Source organism: Streptomyces sp. NPDC038200 (genome assembly GCF_055600785.1).
Genome location: NZ_JBVJYH010000005.1, coordinates 350518 through 367502 on the forward strand (window position 1 = coordinate 350518; position 16985 = coordinate 367502).

At 73.3% G+C, this 16985-nt stretch carries 19 protein-coding genes; 11 read left to right on the forward strand and 8 right to left on the reverse strand.

Going from position 1 to position 16985, the window contains the following annotated elements; translation table 11 throughout:
• Positions 1-53 precede the first annotated feature (53 nt).
• From ACZ7KF_RS13815 to polX, 3 genes are all read left to right on the forward strand, one after another.
• The gene (locus ACZ7KF_RS13815) at positions 54-1397 is read left to right on the forward strand and encodes a M1 family metallopeptidase (RefSeq protein WP_471073067.1); all 1344 of its coding nucleotides are present in this window, start codon (positions 54-56) and stop codon (positions 1395-1397) included.
• A 114-nt stretch (positions 1398-1511) separates the two neighbouring features.
• Positions 1512-1931, forward strand: a complete 420-nt coding sequence (locus tag ACZ7KF_RS13820) for a CBS domain-containing protein (RefSeq protein WP_471073070.1) — start codon at positions 1512-1514, stop codon at positions 1929-1931.
• A gap of 11 nt (positions 1932-1942) precedes the next feature.
• Positions 1943-3670: a DNA polymerase/3'-5' exonuclease PolX gene (gene polX, locus ACZ7KF_RS13825; protein WP_471073073.1), complete on the forward strand. Its 1728-nt coding sequence runs from the start codon at positions 1943-1945 to the stop codon at positions 3668-3670.
• 67 nt (positions 3671-3737) lie between these two features.
• On the opposite strand, the gene ACZ7KF_RS13830 is transcribed toward polX, so the two are convergent.
• The 3 genes from ACZ7KF_RS13830 to ACZ7KF_RS13840 are packed head-to-tail and all read right to left on the reverse strand — an operon-like array spanning position 3738 to position 6506.
• Positions 3738-4868, reverse strand: coding sequence for a CapA family protein (locus ACZ7KF_RS13830; RefSeq protein WP_471073076.1), 1131 nt, complete (start codon positions 4866-4868; stop codon positions 3738-3740).
• Between the two features lie 9 nt (positions 4869-4877).
• Positions 4878-6182, reverse strand: coding sequence for a phosphoribosyltransferase family protein (locus ACZ7KF_RS13835; RefSeq protein WP_471073079.1), 1305 nt, complete (start codon positions 6180-6182; stop codon positions 4878-4880).
• A gap of 12 nt (positions 6183-6194) precedes the next feature.
• Positions 6195-6506 (reverse strand): dsRBD fold-containing protein, encoded by a 312-nt coding sequence (locus ACZ7KF_RS13840; RefSeq protein ID WP_471073082.1) that lies wholly within the window; start codon positions 6504-6506, stop codon positions 6195-6197.
• A 112-nt stretch (positions 6507-6618) separates the two neighbouring features.
• Here ACZ7KF_RS13840 and ACZ7KF_RS13845 point away from each other — a divergent pair, with 112 nt between their 5' ends.
• A complete protein-coding gene (locus tag ACZ7KF_RS13845) occupies positions 6619-6996 on the forward strand; it encodes a YchJ family protein (RefSeq protein WP_471073085.1) in 378 nt (125 codons plus the stop codon).
• Between the two features lie 79 nt (positions 6997-7075).
• On the opposite strand, the gene ACZ7KF_RS13850 is transcribed toward ACZ7KF_RS13845, so the two are convergent.
• Complete coding sequence (locus tag ACZ7KF_RS13850) at positions 7076-7777, reverse strand: FadR/GntR family transcriptional regulator (protein WP_471073088.1); 702 nt, start codon at positions 7775-7777, stop codon at positions 7076-7078.
• Between the two features lie 140 nt (positions 7778-7917).
• On the opposite strand from ACZ7KF_RS13850, the gene ACZ7KF_RS13855 reads away from it, so the two are divergent.
• Positions 7918-8445, forward strand: a complete 528-nt coding sequence (locus ACZ7KF_RS13855) for a gluconokinase (protein WP_471073091.1) — start codon at positions 7918-7920, stop codon at positions 8443-8445.
• A gap of 39 nt (positions 8446-8484) precedes the next feature.
• Positions 8485-9882, forward strand: a complete 1398-nt coding sequence (locus tag ACZ7KF_RS13860; RefSeq protein WP_471073094.1) for a GntP family permease — start codon at positions 8485-8487, stop codon at positions 9880-9882.
• Between the two features lie 222 nt (positions 9883-10104).
• On the opposite strand, the gene ACZ7KF_RS13865 is transcribed toward ACZ7KF_RS13860, so the two are convergent.
• From ACZ7KF_RS13865 to ACZ7KF_RS13875, 3 genes are all read right to left on the reverse strand, one after another.
• A complete protein-coding gene (locus tag ACZ7KF_RS13865) occupies positions 10105-10731 on the reverse strand; it encodes a cytochrome b/b6 domain-containing protein (RefSeq protein WP_471073097.1) in 627 nt (208 codons plus the stop codon).
• Positions 10715-11446, reverse strand: coding sequence for a molybdopterin-dependent oxidoreductase (locus ACZ7KF_RS13870; RefSeq protein ID WP_471073100.1), 732 nt, complete (start codon positions 11444-11446; stop codon positions 10715-10717). The genes ACZ7KF_RS13865 and ACZ7KF_RS13870 overlap by 17 nt, the downstream gene beginning before the upstream one ends.
• Positions 11447-11663: 217 nt before the next feature.
• Positions 11664-12638 carry a hypothetical protein gene (locus ACZ7KF_RS13875; protein WP_471073103.1) on the reverse strand — a complete coding sequence of 325 codons (975 nt, stop codon included), beginning with the start codon at positions 12636-12638 and terminating at the stop codon, positions 11664-11666.
• A gap of 374 nt (positions 12639-13012) precedes the next feature.
• On the opposite strand from ACZ7KF_RS13875, the gene ACZ7KF_RS13880 reads away from it, so the two are divergent.
• The 5 genes from ACZ7KF_RS13880 to ACZ7KF_RS13900 all read left to right on the forward strand — a co-directional run bounded on the left by ACZ7KF_RS13880 (position 13013) and on the right by ACZ7KF_RS13900 (position 15646).
• Entirely contained in the window at positions 13013-13909 is an 897-nt protein-coding gene (locus ACZ7KF_RS13880) for a DMT family transporter (RefSeq protein WP_471073106.1), read from the forward strand.
• A gap of 47 nt (positions 13910-13956) precedes the next feature.
• Positions 13957-14472 carry an NUDIX domain-containing protein gene (locus ACZ7KF_RS13885; RefSeq protein ID WP_471073406.1) on the forward strand — a complete coding sequence of 172 codons (516 nt, stop codon included), beginning with the start codon at positions 13957-13959 and terminating at the stop codon, positions 14470-14472.
• Positions 14473-14493: 21 nt separating this feature from the next.
• A complete protein-coding gene (locus ACZ7KF_RS13890; protein WP_471073109.1) occupies positions 14494-14886 on the forward strand; it encodes a YidH family protein in 393 nt (130 codons plus the stop codon).
• On the forward strand, positions 14883-15209 hold the full coding sequence (locus tag ACZ7KF_RS13895; protein ID WP_471073112.1) for a DUF202 domain-containing protein: 327 nt from the start codon (positions 14883-14885) through the stop codon (positions 15207-15209). Before ACZ7KF_RS13890 ends, ACZ7KF_RS13895 begins: the two co-directional genes overlap by 4 nt.
• Before the next feature lie 194 nt (positions 15210-15403).
• Positions 15404-15646, forward strand: coding sequence for a hypothetical protein (locus tag ACZ7KF_RS13900; protein WP_471073115.1), 243 nt, complete (start codon positions 15404-15406; stop codon positions 15644-15646).
• 325 nt (positions 15647-15971) lie between these two features.
• Here ACZ7KF_RS13900 and ACZ7KF_RS13905 read toward each other — a convergent pair whose 3' ends face one another.
• A complete protein-coding gene (locus ACZ7KF_RS13905) occupies positions 15972-16982 on the reverse strand; it encodes an NADP-dependent oxidoreductase (protein WP_471073118.1) in 1011 nt (336 codons plus the stop codon).
• Between the last annotated feature and the right edge of the window lie 3 nt (positions 16983-16985).

A 16985-nucleotide genomic window follows, 5' to 3' on the forward strand; every position in this document is an offset into this window, starting at 1 on the left:
TCCGGTGGGCGGGGCACCGCAGGGGTGGCACAGCGCAGGGAGCGGACACAGCAGTGGCAGTTCAGCAGACGGCCGGCCGGGACCCGTACTTCCCGGACAACGGTGACGCCCGCTACCGGGTGCACCGCTACGAACTCGCGCTGGACTACCGCCCGGACCCGAACCGGCTGGCCGGCACCGCCCGGATCAACGCCATCGCGGGACGGGCGGCGCTCACCGAGTTCCAGCTGAACCTGGCCGACTTCAGGATCGGCCGGATCCGGGTGGACGGCCGGCAGCCGCACTACACGCACCGCGGCGGCAGGCTGCGCGTCCGCCCGGCCAAGCCCGTCCGGGCCGGGGCCGCGTTCACGGTCGAGGTGCACTGGTCCGGCAACCCCCAGCCGGTGGCCAGCCCCTGGGGCGGGCTCGGCTGGGAGGAGCTGGCGGACGGGGCGCTGGTGGCGAGCCAGCCGATCGGGGCGCCGTCCTGGTATCCGTGCAACGACCGGCCCGCGGACAAGGCGTCGTACCAGCTCTCGGTCACCACGCCGTCCGCGTACGCGGTGGTCGCGGGCGGGCGCCTGCTGACCCGTACGACGAAGGCCTCGACGACGACCTGGGTGTACGAGCAGTCCGCGCCCACGTCCAGCTATCTCGTCGGGCTGGCGATCGGCAAGCTCCAGACGGTGCTGCTGGGCGATCCGGGACCGGGCGGTGTCCCGCAGCACGGGCACATCCCGGCGCAGCTGCTCCCGGAGTTCTCCCGGGACTTCGCGCGGCAGCCCGCGATGATGGAGCTGTTCCAGGAGCTGTTCGGGCCGTACCCGTTCGACAGTTACGCGGTCGCGGTGACCGAGGAGGAACTCGATGTGCCCGTCGAGGCGCAGGGGTTGTCGCTGTTCGGCTCCAACCACGTGGACGGCGCCCGGGGTTCGGAACGGCTGGTGGCGCACGAGCTGGCGCACCAGTGGTTCGGCAACTGTGTGTCCATCGCCGACTGGCGGCACATCTGGCTGAACGAGGGGTTCGCCAAGTACGCCGAATGGCTGTGGTCCGAGCGCTCGGGCGGTCGCAGCGCGCAGCAACTGGCCGCCGCCGCACACCGGTTGCTGGCTTCGCTGCCGCAGGATCTGGAGCTGGCCGACCCGGGCCGCAAGGCGATGTTCGACGACCGGGTCTACGAGCGGGGCGGGCTGGCCCTGCACGCGGTGCGCTGCGCGCTGGGCGACGAGGCGTTCTTCCGCATGGTGCGCGGCTGGGTGCGGACGCACCGGAACGGGTCGGTGACGACGCCGGTGTTCACCGCGCACGTGGCCCGTTTCACGGACGAGCCGCTGGACGGCCTGTTCGACGCCTGGGTGTACGGGACGGCGCTGCCGCCGCTGCCGACGCCCGGCACCCGGGCGGCCGGCTAGCCCGTCGGGCGCTACCCGTCCGGGACGTCGCGCGGGGACGCGGACACGCTCGTACGGTGGAAGGAGGACGCCCTCGCTGTCCGTGGGGGCGTGTGCTCCCCGGAGGTTCGACCCATGACGACCGCCGCAGACATCATGCACGCCGGTGCCCAGTGGATACCGGCGACCGAGACCCTCGACCGTGCCGCTCAGCTGATGGCCCGGCTGGACGTGGGCGCGCTGCCCGTCAGCGGCCCCGACGAGCGGATGGCCGGCATCATCACGGACCGCGACATCGTCGTGAAGTGCGTGGCCAAGGGCCACGATCCGGCAAGGGTGACGTGCGGCGATCTGGTGCAGGGCACCCCGCGCTGGATCGACGCGGACGCGAGCGTGGACCAGGTGCTGGAGGAGATGGAGAGCCACCAGATACGCCGGCTGCCGGTCATCCGGAACAAGCGGCTCGTCGGCATGATCAGTGAGGCCGATCTGGCCGCGCATGTGACGGAGCGGCAGTTGGCCGGCTTCGTGGAGAGGGTCTACGCGAAGGCCTGAACCGGTCTTCCGTGGCCCGGCCCAACGACGAGGTCGAGGCGCTCCTGCGGGAGTACGCCGATCTCGTCGCGATCACCGGAGGCGACGCCTTCAAGGCGCGCGCCTACGAGAAGGCGGCGCGGGCGATCGGCGGACATCCGGCCGACATCTCCACGCTGGACGCCGACGGACTGCGGGAGATCCCGAACGTGGGGCGGTCGATCGCCGAGAAGGTGATCGAGTACCTGCGCACGGGCACGATGGCGGTGGTCGAGGAGCGCCGGGCGCGGATCCCCGCCGGGGTGCGCGAGCTGATCACGATCCCGACCCTGGGTCCGAAGAAGGCGCTGCGGCTCTACGAGGACCTGCACATCTCGTCGGTGAGCGAGCTGGCCGCGGCCATCGAGGCGGACGCGCTGGCCGATCTGAGGGGCTTCGGCGAGAAGACGCAGGACAACATCCGGCACGGCATCGAGCTGCTCCGGCGAGCGGGCGGGCGGGTGCCGCTGGCGGCGGCGCTGGACACCGCCGAGGAGATCGTGGGCGCGCTGTCCGGGGTGCCGGGCTGCGAGCGGTGTGCGTACGCCGGCTCGCTGCGCCGGATGCGGGAGACCGTCGGCGACCTGGACGTGCTGGTCGCGGCCGGCAGGTCGGCGCCGTTCATGGACGCGCTGTGCGAACTGCCGGTCACCGCCGAGGTCGTCGCGCGGGGCACGAAGAAGACGTCGGTGCGCACCGCCCGGGGGCTCCAGGTCGATCTGCGGGTGGTGCCGGCGGAGTCGTGGGGTGCCGCGATGCAGTACTTCACCGGGTCCAGGGCGCACAACATCCGCACCCGGACGCTCGCCGTGCACCTGGGGCTGAAGCTCTCCGAGTACGGCCTGTTCGACACCGGCAGCGGTGTCGCGGTGGCGTCCCGCACCGAGGAGGAGGTGTACGCGCGGCTCGGCCTGCCCTGGATCCCGCCGACGCTGCGCGAGGACCGCGGGGAGATCGAGGCGGCGCTGCACGGCGAGCTGCCCGAGGTGGTGACCGAGCGGGACATCCGCGGCGATCTGCACACGCACACCGATCTCACGGACGGCCTGGCCTCGCTGGAGGCGATGGTGGAGGCCGCCGCCGCGTGCGGTCACGCGTACTACGCGGTCACCGACCACGCGCCCGACCTGTACATGCAGCGCATGACGGAGGAGAAGATCCTCGCGCAGCGGGAACGGGTGCGGGAGCTGGACGGCACCCGGCGCCGGATGCGGCTGCTGCACGGCATCGAGCTGAACATCGGCCCGGACGGCGAGGTGGACTGGCCGGAGGCGTTCCTGGCCGGCTTCGATCTGTGCGTGGCCTCGCTGCACTCGCACTTCGACCTGGACCGCGGGGCGATGACCCGCCGGCTGGTGCGGGCCTGCGAGAACCCGTACGTCCACATCATCGGGCATCCCACGACCCGGCTGATCGGCAGACGGGCGGGCGTCGACGCGGACTGGGACGAGGTGTTCGCGGCGTGCGCGCGCACGGGTACCGCGCTGGAGGTCAACGCCCAGCCGGACCGGTTGGACCTGCGCGACGAGGACATCCTGCGGGCCCGGGAGCACGGGGTGAGGTTCGCCGTGAACAGCGACGCGCACTCCGTCCCGCACCTGGGGCAGCTGCGCTACGGCGTCGGCACCGCGCAGCGCGGCTGGCTGACGCCGGACGACGTGATCAACACATGGCCGCTGACCCGGCTGCGCCGGTTCCTGCACGCGGGCGGGCGGCGCTGAACAGCGGCCTCGGCGCGGCGCGTCCGGGGGCCGTGTCGCCGGAGTGCCGCCCTGCGCCGCCCTCCCCTCAGCGCGGTGCGTCCGTGCGCAGGGACCGTATCGTCAGGGTGCCGTCGTCCGCGGGCTCGACCCGGGTGCCGTGACCGCGGCCGTATCCGTCGAGGACGGTGCGCAGCCACGCGGTGTCGTCGGCCGAGGCGTGCTCCAGGCGCAGCCGGCGGGCCCGGAGCGGCACCATCCGCAGCCCGGTCAGCCGGCCGGTGCCGGGTGCGACCGAGGTCAGGTACAGCAGCCGCAGGTCGTCGCGGTAGCGCTCGTGGCCGCCGATGCCCTCGTAGTCGTCGACGAGGTCGCCGCAGCCGTACAGGACGAGCCGGTCGCGGTACACCTCCAGGGGACGCGGATGGTGGGAGGAGTGCCCGTGGACGACGTCGGCGCCGGCGTCGATCAGCGCGTGGGCGAAGCGGACCTCGTTGCGGGGGACGGTGTAGCCCCAGTTGGGGCCCCAGTGGACGGAGGCGACGACGATGTCGCCCGGCCGCGCGACCCGGCGCAGACGGTCGGCGAAGTCGGCCGCGGCGGTCGCGGTCGGCGCGGCGACGAAGGCCACGCCGGGGCGTTCGGCGGTGGCGGCCCAGCTGTGCGGGATCCCGCTGGACGGCATGCCGAAGGAGAAGACCAGGACGCGTCCGCCGGTCCGCAGCGGGACGGCCGCCGGCCGCCATGCCGCGGCCCGGTCCCGGCCCGCTCCGGCGGTGCGCACCCCGGCCGCGGCGAGACGGTCCAGCGTCTCCCCCAGGCCGGAGGGCCCGAAGTCGAGCACGTGGTTGTTGGCGAGGACGCAGACGTCGGGGCGGGCCGCCGCGAGGCAGGGGAGGTTGGCGGGGTGCATGCGGTAGTGGACGCCCTTGCCCGGGGCGAACTCGCCGTCCCCGGTGACGGCGGTCTCCAGGTTGATCACCCGGACGTCCGGCGCGGCCCGCTCCAGCACGGGCAGGGCGTCGCCCCAGGGCCAGGCGGGGTCCACGGGCCGGGGTACGGGTCCGTTGGCGGCCTCCGCCAGGGCGACGTACTCGCGGGCGTCGTGCACGTAGTCCTCGTGCAGGACGGGATCGCCGGGGTGCGGGAGGATCTGGTCGACGCCCCGGCCGAGCATGACGTCCCCGGCGAGGAACAGGGTGACGAGCCCGTCGGGCATGATCCCCGCCTACACGTGCGCGGGCGCCATGTGGTCCGTGAACCAGTCGCGTGCCGCCTCCGTCACCCGCTCCAGCGTGCCGGGTTCCTCGAAGAGGTGGGTGGCGCCGGGGACCACCACCAGCCGGTTCTCGCAGTGGAGCCGGGCCTGTGCCTCCCGGTTGAGTCCGAGGACCGGTTCGTCGGCGCCGCCGACGATGAGCAGGGTGGGTGCGCTCACCGCGGCGAGCCGTTCTCCGGCGAGATCGGGCCGGCCGCCGCGGGAGACGACCGCGGCGGGCCGTGCGGCGGGATCGGCGGCGGCCCACAGGGCGGCGGCCGCGCCGGTGCTGGCGCCGAACCAGCCGATGGCGAGCCCCTCGACGTCGGGTTCCTCGCGCAGCCAGCCGGTGGCGTCCAGCAGCCGGCCGGCCAGCAGCCGGATGTCGAACACATTGCCCCGGTCGGCCTCCTCGGCGTCGGTGAGCAGGTCGAACAGCAGGGTGCCGAGCCCGGCCCGGTGCAGCCCCTCGGCCACGAACCGGTTGCGCGGGCTGTGCCGGCTGCTGCCGCTGCCGTGGGCGAAGACGACGACGCCGGTGGCGTCGTCGGGCAGGGTGAGCCGTCCGCCGAGGCGTACGGCACCGGCCGTCACCGTCACCTCCCGGTCGGTGGACGCGGCGCCCGCGGTGTGCCGGTGGCGGTCCGCGGCCTGCCGCAGCCAGGCGGTGACCTCCTCGTCGTCGACCTGGGTGAAGTCGGCGTAGAACTGGCCGACCGCGGCGAAGTCCCACGGGGTGTGCAGGCAGACCAGTTCGTCCGCGTCGCCGCCCAGCCGCCGGGCGACGTCCCGCGGGGCCACGGGGGCCGCCAGCACGATCCGGGCCGCGCCCCGGGCCCGGGCGATCCGGCAGGCGACGCGCGCGGTGGAGCCGGTGGCGACTCCGTCGTCGACCACCACGGCGGTCCGGCCGGCGACGGAGACGGGCGGCGCCGCGCCCCGGTAGCGCGCGGCGCGCTCCTCCAGGACCCGGCGCTCGTCCTCCTCGACCCGGGCGAGGTCCGCCGCCGAGACCCCGGTCCCGCGCAGCACCTCGTCGTTGATCACGCGTACGCCGTCCTCGCCGATCGCCCCCATGCCCAGCTCGGGCTGGTACGGCACGCCCAGCTTCCGCACCAGGCAGACGTCCAGGGGTGCGTCGAGCGCCTCGGCGACCGCCGCGGCGACCGGTACTCCGCCCCTGGGCAGGCCGAGCACCACCACGTCCTGGCCGCGCAGGTATTCCAGGCGGGGGCCCAGCCGCCGTCCCGCGTCCAGACGGTTCCTGAAGTGCACGGTCGGGCTCCTTCACTCCCGGGGCAGCCAGAGCGGTGCCGGGCCGTCCGTGTCGGCCGCTCCCGTCGCCTTCATGTCGCCGTCGGCGGCGCGCAGCAGGATGCGGCCCATGGCGATGAGCGCGCGGCCGGCGGCGAGTTCGTCGCCTATCTCCGGGATCGCCTGGTCGTAGGGGTTGCGGCGGGCCTCGGCATGGCTCTCCAGGACGTTGTCTCCGGTGTCCAGGACGATCCGGGCCGTGGTGTCCGGATCGTGCTCGGACAGGTACAGGTTCAGCCGCCACTCCTTGACGGCCGGAGGACGGCTGCTCACGGGTCGGGTCATCGTCCCTCTCGCCTCCCTCTGCTGCGGCCCGGGTCGGTACACCGGCCGGCTCTTCCACTGTGCACCCCGCCGCAGGCGGACGCCTCCCCTGTCGGGGGGCAGAATGTGGTCCATGACCTCGCGCGCCTGCCCCTGCGGACTCCCCCGGCCCTACGACGCCTGCTGCGGTCGTTTCCACGCGGGGCCGGCGAGCGCGCCGACCGCCGAGCTGCTGATGCGCTCGCGGTACAGCGCGTTCGTCGCGGGGGACGCGGGGTATCTGCTGCGCACCTGGCATCCCCGGACCCGGCCGGGACGGCTGGACCTCGATCCGCGGATGACGTGGACGGGGCTGGAGATCCTGGACACCACCGACGGGTCCGCGTTCCACACCACGGGAACGGTGACCTTCCGCGCCTCCTACCGGGGCGGCTCGCTGCACGAGCGGAGCCGGTTCGAGCGGGTGGACGGGGCGTGGGTGTACGTGGACGGGGACTTCCCGGACGAGTGACCGGGAGCTTCCCGGACGACTGACCGGGGACTTCCCCGCACGGCGAGCGGCCGGGGGCCCGGGCGGCGAGCGGCCGGGCTCAGGGGGCCAGGATGTCCAGCTCCTCCAGGGCGCCCACGGTGATCTGCCGGGTCAGTTCCTCGGCGCGGGCCGCGTCGCGCGCGCGGACCGCCTCGGCCACCCGCACGTGCAGGGTGACGGCCGCCGGGTCGGGGTCCTCGAACATGACCTCGTGCTGGGTGCGGCCGGTCAGCACCTCCGCGACGACGTCCCCGAGGCGGGCGAACATCTCGTTGCCCGAGGCCGTGAGGACGACCCGGTGGAAGGCGACGTCGTGGACGAGGTACTTCTCCAGCCTGCGGCCGCGTGAGTTGGCCACCATGCCGAGCGCGCACTCGGTGAGTTCGGCGCACTGCTCGGCCGTGGCGTGCTGCGCGGCGAGGCCGGCCGCGACGGGTTCGATCGCGGAGCGCAGCACGGTGAGCGAGCGCAGCTGGTGCGGCCGGTCGGCGCCGGCCAGGCGCCAGCGGATGACCTGCGGGTCGTAGACGTTCCACTCGGCCTTGGGGCGGACCGTGACGCCCACGCGGCGGCGGGACTCGACCAGGTGCATGGATTCGAGCACGCGGACCGCCTCGCGCATCACGGAGCGCGAGACCTCGAAGTGCTGTGCCAGTTCGTCGGTGCGCAGGACGCTGCCCGGCGGGTACTCGCCCGCTGTGATCGCCGGACCGAGGGTGTCCAGTACATGGCCGTGCAGCCCCCGGCCCCGTGTGCTCATGCACTCAGCGTACGACCTGTGTCACAGCCGCAAAAAGTCAGACTTATAAGTCACAGACTCTTGAATTTGTCGTACCTAATGGGTTTCAGTGTGGCGACGCCGCAGTGGCGTCGGATGTCGAGGAAGACAGCGAGGCAGTGATGCGAACCCCCCAGGTCGTCGTCGTGATGGGCGTCGCGGGGACGGGCAAGACCACGATCGGTCCCTTGCTCGCCGCGCGGCTGGGCGTGCCGTACGCCGAGGGCGACGACTTCCACCCGCAGGCCAACATCGACAAGATGTCGGCCGGGATCCCGCTCGACGACGCGGACCGGTGGCCCTGGCTGGAGGCCATCGGGCACTGGGCGCACGGCCGGGCCGGACTGGGCGGAGTGGTCAGCAGTTCGGCGCTGAAGCGGGCGTACCGCGACCGGCTCCGGGCCGTGGCCCCCGGGATCGTGTTCCTGCACCTCACGGGCGACCGCCAGGTGATCGAGGAGCGGATGTCGCAGCGGCAGGGGCACTTCATGCCGACCGCGCTGCTGGACTCCCAGTTCGCCACGCTCCAGCCGCTCCAGCCGGACGAGGCCGGAGTGGCCGTGGACGTCAGCGGCGGTCCTCAGGAGATCACCGAGCGGGCCGTGCGGGCCCTCGTGGCACTTCCCGACACCGCGGGCAGCTCCCGGTAGCGCCCGTCAGAAGAGTCCCGTAACCACAAGGAAACCCCCGTGACCAGACTCAGCGTCGAGATGCTGGCAGCGGACGCCCCTGCGCCGATCACCTCCGCCGGGCACGCCCAGCTGGGCATCGCCGTCCTGGTGGGCATCGCCGTCATCGTCCTGCTCATCACCAAGTTCAAGCTCCACGCCTTCCTGGCACTGACCATCGGGTCGCTGGTGCTCGGGGCGGCCGCGGGAGCGCCGCTCGACAAGGCCATCGCCAGCTTCACCACCGGGCTCGGCTCCACGGTGGCCGGCGTGGGCGTCCTGATCGCGCTCGGGGCGATCCTGGGCAAGCTCCTCGCCGACTCCGGCGGCGCCGACCAGATCGTCGACACGATCCTCGCCAAGGCCGGCGGGCGCGCCATGCCGTGGGCGATGGTGCTGATCGCCTCCGTGATCGGTCTGCCGCTGTTCTTCGAGGTCGGCATCGTGCTGCTGATCCCGGTCGTGCTGATGGTCGCCAAGCGCGGCAACTACTCCCTCATGCGCATCGGGATACCGGCGCTGGCCGGTCTGTCCGTGATGCACGGCCTGATCCCGCCGCACCCCGGCCCGCTGGTCGCCATCGACGCGGTCAAGGCCAACCTGGGCGTGACCCTGGCGCTCGGCATCCTGGTCGCCGTCCCGACGGTGATCGTCGCCGGTCCGCTGTTCTCGAAGGTCGCGGCCCGCTGGGTGGACGTGCCGGCGCCCGACCGGATGCTGCCGCAGCGCACCTCGGAGGAACTGGAGCGCCGTCCGGGCTTCGGCGCGACGCTCGGCACGGTGCTGCTGCCGGTGGTGCTGATGCTGGCCAAGGCACTGGTGGACATCGTCGTCGACGACCCCGCCGACCGGACCCAGCGTGTCTTCGACGTCGTCGGCTCCCCGCTGATCGCCCTGCTCGCCGCCGTGCTCGTCGGCTTCTTCACGCTCGGCCGGGCCGCCGGATTCACCAAGGACCGGCTCCAGCAGACCGTCGAGAAGGGCCTGATGCCCATCGCCGGCATCCTGCTGATCGTGGGCGCGGGCGGTGGCTTCAAGCAGACACTGATCGACTCCGGCGTGGGCCAGATGATCCTGGACGTCTCCCAGGACTGGTCGATCCCGGCGTTGCTGCTGGCCTGGCTGATCGCGGTCGCGATCCGGCTGGCGACCGGCTCGGCGACGGTGGCGACGGTCTCGGCGGCCGGGCTGGTCGCGCCGCTCGCGGCCGACATGTCGACCACGCACGCCTCCCTGCTCGTCCTCGCCATCGGCGCGGGCTCGCTCTTCTTCAGCCAGGTCAACGACGCCGGTTTCTGGCTGGTGAAGGAGTACTTCGGGCTGACCGTGGGGCAGACCGTCAAGACCTGGTCCGTGATGGAGACGATCATCTCGGTCGTCGCGGGCGGCCTGGTCCTGCTGCTGTCCCTCGTGATCTAGCCGAGCGAGGGCGCGACGGCGATGACGGCTCGCCCCCCTCTGTGACATCGGCGGCCGTACGGCGCCGGTCACCGGGTCCGGCCGGGGCATGGGCCTCGGCCTGGCCCCGGCCGAGTCCGCCTTCGCCCTGGCCGCCGACCGGGCACGGTCGTGCAAGGTGCTGCTGGAGTTCTGGGGGGCGAGGCGAGCCGAGGCGGCGGTGGCAGCGGACGTGGGCGAGCGTCACGGGCGCCACAGGGGATGTTCCCGGCGGGCCCATTCCTCGGTCACCGTTCCTGTGCGCAGACCCCGTCTCGCCTCCGGGTCCCCCAGGGCCATGCCGATGTGGCCCGCCAGGACCACGCCGATCGTCAGGGCCAGCCAGTCGTGGACGAAGGTCGCCGAGGTGCGCCACATCAGCGGGGTGAGACGGGTGAACCACATCATCAGGCCGGTGCCGAGCATGACCAGGGTGGCGCCCGCGATCCAGGAGGCGTAGACCTTCTGCCCGGCGTTGAACTTGCCGGCGGGACGCGCGGCGCGGCGTTTGTCGCGGCGCAGGGCGGCGCGCAGCCAGACCCTGTCGTGCGGGCCGAAGCGGTTCAGGAAACGCAGGTCGGCGCGGAAGGCGCGGGAGGCCAGGCCCAGCAGGACGGGCACCGGCAGGGCGAGGCCCGCGCACTCGTGGATCCGGACGACCAGTTCCCGTCGGCCCACCATGACCGCCAGCTGCGGGACGTAGAGGAAGGCCGCGGTCACCACGCACGCGCCCATCAGCGCGGCCGTGGCCCGGTGCACCAGGCGCTCGGCCCGGGTGAAGCGGTGGACGCGGGCGCTCGGCGGGGCCGGGGTCTCAGCTCGTAGGCTCATCGGTGCGTCCGTTCGAGCGGCCGACCCAGGCGTCGACGTCGTAGCCGAGGTGCTCCCAGTAGCCGGGCTTCACCCGGTCGGTGACCGTGATGCCGGAGAGCCACTTGGCCGACTTGTAGAAGTACATGGGGGCGACGTAGAGGCGGGCGGGGCCGCCGTGGTCGTGGCTGATGTCCTTGTCCTGCATGCGCAGGGCGACCAGGACGTCCGGGCGGCGGGCCTGTTCGAGGGTGAGGCTCTCGGTGTAGGTGCCGTCGAAGCAGGTGAAGCGGACGGCCTTGGCGGAGGGGCGGACGCCGGCCGCGTCCAGCAGGTGGGAGAGGCGTACGCCCTGGAACGGGGTGCCGGGGACCCGCCAGCCGGTGACGCACTGGACGTCCCTGACCAGGCGGGTCTGCGGCAGGGCGCGCAGATCGGCGAGGGTGTGGCTGCGCGGGTGGTCGACCAGACCGTCGATGGTGAGGCGGTAGTCCGCGCCGGTCCGGTGCGGGACGGAGGCGGCGACGGAGTAGTAGCGGAAGCCGCCGCCGTTGGGCAGCAGGCCGGTCAGGCCGGTGGGGTCCTTGCCGGCGACGCTGCCGAGGAAGCCTTCGAGACCGCGTTGCAGCACCGGCGCGGTGAGGACGCCGAGCGCGCCCAGGCCGAGGGTGCCGAGAAAGACGCGGCGGCCGACGGGCCGGCCGTCCCGCTGCTCCTCTGGTTGTTCGGAGTTCACCTGTTCATTCGAGCACTCGGGGCCCAGGGGGGCCAGGGAATCGGGCCGCCGGTCAGACTTCCGTAATCTCTTGCGGCCATCGTCTCGTCCCGCCACCGTCTCTTCCCGCCTCGTCGCTTCCCGCGGTCGTCTCGTCCCGCGGTCGTCTCGTCCCGCGGTCGTCTCTTCTCGGGTACGCGCCGGGGGCCCCTTCTTCTCATCGCCCGAGCGCGTTTCCTCACTGCCCGAGCGCGCGGGTGCGGGCGGCGTGGAAGGCCGCCCGGGGGTCGCGGTGCGTGTACGCCCAGGGCGCCGGGGTGGCGTGCTCGCCGATGCGCTGGAACAGGGCCGCCGCCTCGGCCGGGCGGCCGGCGCAGGTCAGGGCGAACGCGAGGTGGTTGAGATCGATGTGGCGGCGCGGGTGCTCGTCGTGCTCCCACTCCAGCCACCAGTCGAAGGAGGCCCGCAGGATGCGGCGGGCCCGCGGCCCGGACCAGTGCCGGGAGGCGGCCGGGTCGGCCGGGGCCAGGCCGGTGGCGGCGAGGACGCGGTAGCGCTCGGCGTAGGCCACGACCGGCAGCACGGCCAGCGGGGAGTCGGCGGGGGCCTCCGCGGCGGCCAGCTCGGCGAGGTCGTACACCTCGTGGGACTCGGCCCGGCCGCCGGCGGGCCGTTCGGCCAGGCGCGCGATCAGCAGGTGGTGGGCGTGGTGGTGCTCGGGGTGGCGGCGGCGCAGCTCGGTGAAGGCACCGAGCAGCTCGCGCTCCGGGCCCAGGGCGCGGGCCAGCAGCATCCGGCCGAGCCAGGGGGTGGGGTCGGCGGGGGCCAGCGCGGCGGCCGTGTCGCAGGCCTCGCGCGCCCGGCTGGGTTCCTCCTTGCCGCGCAAGGCGCGGTGGACCCGGGCCAGGGCGAGCAGGGCGGTGGCGTCGGCGGAGCCGGGCTCGGTGGTCAGCCAGTCGTTCGCCCAGGCGGCGGCGTAGGGATCCTGGGCGAGGACGGTGAGGCGGTGACCGCGGCGGTCCCAGTCGTCGCCGGTGTGCACCAGCAGCGAGCGGGCGGCCTGCCGCCGGCCCTGGGCCATCGCTGCCCGGGCGGTGTGGAGTTCCGCGTCGTCGAGGGCGGCGTCGAAGGCACCGGAGTCGTCCTGGGCGGTCTCGCCGGACGGGTCCGTGGGGGCCCGGCGAGCGCCGAGCAGAGGCGGGAGAGGGGGCACCGCGGGGCTTCCTGTTTCTCGGGCTGCCATCGACCGATCACGCACAGCAAACCCCCAGCCATGGATCACGTCAAGCGGAACGGCGCTGTTGCCGCGTTCAACTTCCGGGTCGAGAACGACACTTGATCGCTTCGGCGCAGGTCGGTGGGGCGCCCGCGCGCGGCCGCGAGCCATGCCTCTGTGGTGGAGGCCATGGCTTTCCGGACCGCATACCCCGGGTTTCTGTGGCGTACGCCATGGCGCCCCGCGCCGCGGTTGCGGAGCATGGCGAGTCAACCGCCCGGTTACGGGTACTTCCGGGGCATTCCCGTCCCCGGAGCGCTACAGTCGGCCACTACCCGCCCGTGGTCCGGCCGGATGATGAGGTACACAGCGTGTCCGTTCTGGTTCTCCTTCTCGCCGTGAGCGCGGCCTGCTGCCTGGGCTTCGGATTCGTTCTCCAGCAGAACGCGGCACAGAAGGCACCGCTCGGCGACTTCCTCTCCTTCCGGCTGCTGCTCGACCTGATGCGGGTGCCGCGCTGGCTGGGCGGCCTGGGGCTGATGATCGCCGGCATGGTGCTCGGCGCGATCGCTCTCGGCAAGGGCGAGATCTCCCTGGTCGAGCCGCTGCTCGCGACCAATCTCCTGTTCGCCCTCGCCCTCTCCCGGCACCAGACCAAGCAGCCCCTGGGCCGTCAGGGCTGGGCCGGGCTGCTGCTGCTCGCGGGCGGGGTGAGCGCGTTCATCGTGGCCGGCCAGCCGCGCGGCGGCACGGCCGTCGCCGATCCACTGCGGCACTGGCTGATCATCGGGGCCGTGGTGGGCGCGGCCCTGCTCCTCACGACGTACGCCAAACGCTCCCGGCTGAGCTGGGGCCCGGTGCTGCTGGCCCTGGCGGCCGGGCTGCTGTACGGCGTCCAGGACGCGCTGACCCGGGTGAGCGGCACCCTGTTCGCCGACGGGGGCTTCGGCGAGCTGTTCACCGGCTGGCAGCCGTACGGCGTGGTGGCCTGCGGGGTGACCGGGCTGGTGCTGGTGCAGAGCGCGTTCGAGACCGCCCCGCTGCGGATGTCGCTGCCCGCCCTCACCGCGGCCGAGCCGCTCGCCGGGATCCTGTGCGGGGTGGGTTTCCTCGGCGACCGGCTGCACACCGACACCGGGGCGCTGGCCTGGCAGGCGGCCGGGCTGGCGGCCGTGGTGGCGGGCATCGTGCTGCTCGGGCTGCATCCGGCGATGCCGTGCGGCGGCTCCGAGGAGCAGCCCTCGGCCCGGGACCTCCAGCGGCGCTGAGCCCACCGCGGCGGCTTTGCTTGGATGGGGGCATGAACCCTGCTCACGTGAACCCCGCCGACGAGATCCTCGACATCGTCGACGAGCACGACCGGGTCGTCGCCCGGTACCCGCGCGGCGAGGCCTACGCCCGCGGACTGCGCCACCGCTGTGTGTTCATCCAGGCCCGGGACGCGGCCGGCCGGCTCTTCGTGCACCGGCGGACGGCGACCAAGCTGGTCTTCCCCTCCCTGTACGACATGTTCGTGGGCGGGGTCGTCGGCGCGGGCGAGTCCTACGACGAGGCGGCGCTGCGGGAGGCCGAGGAGGAACTGGGCGTGACCGGGCTGCCCCGGCCGGCCTTCCTCTTCAAGTTCCTGTACGACGACGGCGCCGGCAACAGCTGGTGGTCGGCCGTGTACGAGGTGCGCTGCGAGCTGCCGGTGCGGCCCCAGGCGGAGGAGGTCCAGTGGCACGCCTTCCTCACCGAGGAGGAGGTCGGGCGGCGGCTCGACGCGTGGGAGTGGGTACCGGACGGGCTGGCCGCGTACGAGCGGCTGCGGGCGTTCCGGGCAGGCCGCTGAACGCCCGGTAGGGTCGGCCGGGTGAGCGAATTCGTACGGAACATCCGGCTGTGGTTCGCGCCGGAACGGGTGCGGGAGGAGGGCGGCACGCCCGACTACCGGTTCTCCCTGGCCAACGAGCGGACCTTCCTCGCCTGGCTGCGCACGGCCCTCGCGCTGATCGGCGGCGGATTCGCGGTGGACCAGTTCCTGCCGGACCTGCGCTGGGCGGCGCGCGTCGGTCTCGCCCTCGCGCTGCTCGCGGCCGGTGTGCTGTGCTCCCTGCGCGCCGTGAACCACTGGGTGCGCTGCGAGCGGGCGATCCGGCGCGGCGAGGACCTGCCCGCGTCCCGCTTCCCGGCGGTGCTGAGCCTGGTGGTGGCGGTGGTGGCCGTCGCGATGGTCGTGGTGGTGCTGGTCGGGTGGGAGGGATGACGGCGGGGCCCGGCCCGGCGGGCCGGGATCCCGGACTCCAGCCGGAGCGCACCCGGCTGGCCTGGCGGCGTACGACGCTGTCGGCGGCGGTGGTCGCCGTGCTGGCCGTGAAGACGGCACTGCACGGCGGTGCGTCGGGCACCGGGATCGTCCTGTGCGCGGTGTGCTGCGGACTGTGGCTGGGCTTCCTCCGGGTGGCCCACCACCGCATCCGCACACTGTCCGCCGGGAGCCCCCCGCCCGCGCTCGCCCCCCGGCACGCGACGGCCGCGGTGCTGTGCGCGGTGGCGACGGCGGCGTGCGCGGCCGTACTCGTGGTCTAGGAACCGGTCCCCACGAGCCGGCGGCGGACCTCGCGGCTCGTGGTTCCTCGCGGCGAGGCCGCACCCGCACAAGTCCGTGATTCCCCAAGGAAGTTGACCAGTCCGCCGACTCCGTGTCCCCGACTGCGCGGGGGGCTCACCCGCTCGGATGCGCTCGGCGAGCAACTGATCGCGAGGGTGTGCATGGTGAGTTCATGAACACTACACCTCAGCTCAGCAAGGCCGTTTTCCGTATTCCGCGAGCATGCGCGGTGAGTGCCGTCGTGGGCATCGCCTGTGCGGCGGGGCTGGCGACCGCCGGTTCCGCCGCGGCCGCGACGCCCGTCACGCACGTCGCCGCGAAGGCCGCCCCCGCCTACGGCCACGGCGGCGGCGGGGACGGGGAGCACTTCCAGTGCGGCAACGGCCTCCTCCCCATCCTCAACTTCTGCAACTGACCGGTGCCGACGGTCGACTGACCGGCAACTGACCGGAAACCGAAGGAATTTCACCCGCAAGGCGCACAACGCCGCAACCCCACACCCCCCAGGGAAGAACTCCACCCGAATACCCCAGGGCGGTCGGGACAGGGCATCGACCCCTGTTCCCGACCGCCCTGCCGACCATCGAGGAACGCCCGTACCCCCGGGCCCGGTTGTGCTCCCCGGCAGCAGCGGCCCGTGCGCGGTCCCCTCGCCACCGCCGCTGCCACCAGCACCAGCACCAGCACCAGCACCAGCACCAGCACCAGCACCAGCACCAGCACCGAGAACGTCCGCCGGGCTAGAAGGTGCCCTCCTGGCTCGTCGTGTAGAGGGATTCCTCTTCGTTCGCGGCCCAGACGGTGCCCTCCTCCTCGGCGGTCTCCCAGTCCACGGTGACCACGATCTTCCCGCGGGTATGGCCCTCCTCGTTCAGCCGGTGGGCGTCCGCCGTCCGCTCCAGCGGGAACGTCTGCTGGACGTGGACGGACACGACGCCACGCTCCGCGAGCCGCGCCAAGGACTCGAGGTCCTCGGCGTCCGGGCGGACGAAGACGTACCGGCCGCCGTAGGCCAGCACCTCCGGGTCGGCGATCGACGCCAGCCGGCCCTCCGGGGCGAGCAGGTTGGCCGAGTCCTTCAGCGCGTCGCCGCCGACGGTGTCGAAGACCGCGTCCACGCCCTCGGGGGCGAGCCCGCGCACCCGCCCCACCAGGCCCTCGCCGTACGTCACCGGCTCGCCGCCCAGCCCGCGGACGTAGTCGTGGTGGGACTCGCTCGCGGTGCCGATGACCCGGGCGCCGAGGTGGGCGGCGATCTGGACGGCGAACGAGCCCACCCCGCCGGCCGCCGCGTGCACCAGGACGGTCTCGCCCGCGTTGACCTCCAGCACCTTGACCAGCACCTGATAGGCGGTGAGCCCGGCCAGTGGGAGCCCGGCGGCCTCCTCGAAGGTCAGGTTGCGCGGCTTGCGGGCCAGGGTGCGCACGGGCGCGGCGACGTACTCGGCGCAGGTGCCCCGGGACAGGAAATCCTCGCGGACGTAGCCCATGACCTCGTCACCGACGGCGAACTCGGTGACCGCGACACCGGGCTGCACGACCACTCCGCTGACGTCCCAGCCGGGGATCACCGGGAAGACGGCGTCCAGGACCGCGTCCAGATGGCCTTCGCGGCACTTCCAGTCGACGGGGTTGACGGCCGCCGCGCGCACCTTGACCAGGACCTGGTCGGGGCCGAGCTTGGGGTCGCGCAGCTCGCCGTACTCCAGCACGTCGGGTCCGCCGTAGCGGCTGTAGCTGATGCCCTTCATCCT

Coding starts and splice junctions, on each gene's coding strand:
- ACZ7KF_RS13850 (WP_471073088.1), bottom strand. CDS start 7,777: ATGAGCACACGGGGCCGGGGGCTGCACGGCCATGTACTGGACACCCTC.
- ACZ7KF_RS13840 (WP_471073082.1), bottom strand. CDS start 6,506: ATGACCCGACCCGTGAGCAGCCGTCCTCCGGCCGTCAAGGAGTGGCGG.
- ACZ7KF_RS13820 (WP_471073070.1), top strand. CDS start 1,512: ATGACGACCGCCGCAGACATCATGCACGCCGGTGCCCAGTGGATACCG.
- ACZ7KF_RS13830 (WP_471073076.1), bottom strand. CDS start 4,868: ATGCCCGACGGGCTCGTCACCCTGTTCCTCGCCGGGGACGTCATGCTC.
- ACZ7KF_RS13845 (WP_471073085.1), top strand. CDS start 6,619: ATGACCTCGCGCGCCTGCCCCTGCGGACTCCCCCGGCCCTACGACGCC.
- ACZ7KF_RS13865 (WP_471073097.1), bottom strand. CDS start 10,731: ATGAGCCTACGAGCTGAGACCCCGGCCCCGCCGAGCGCCCGCGTCCAC.
- ACZ7KF_RS13905 (WP_471073118.1), bottom strand. CDS start 16,982: ATGAAGGGCATCAGCTACAGCCGCTACGGCGGACCCGACGTGCTGGAG.
- ACZ7KF_RS13855 (WP_471073091.1), top strand. CDS start 7,918: ATGCGAACCCCCCAGGTCGTCGTCGTGATGGGCGTCGCGGGGACGGGC.
- ACZ7KF_RS13895 (WP_471073112.1), top strand. CDS start 14,883: ATGACGGCGGGGCCCGGCCCGGCGGGCCGGGATCCCGGACTCCAGCCG.
- ACZ7KF_RS13900 (WP_471073115.1), top strand. CDS start 15,404: ATGAACACTACACCTCAGCTCAGCAAGGCCGTTTTCCGTATTCCGCGA.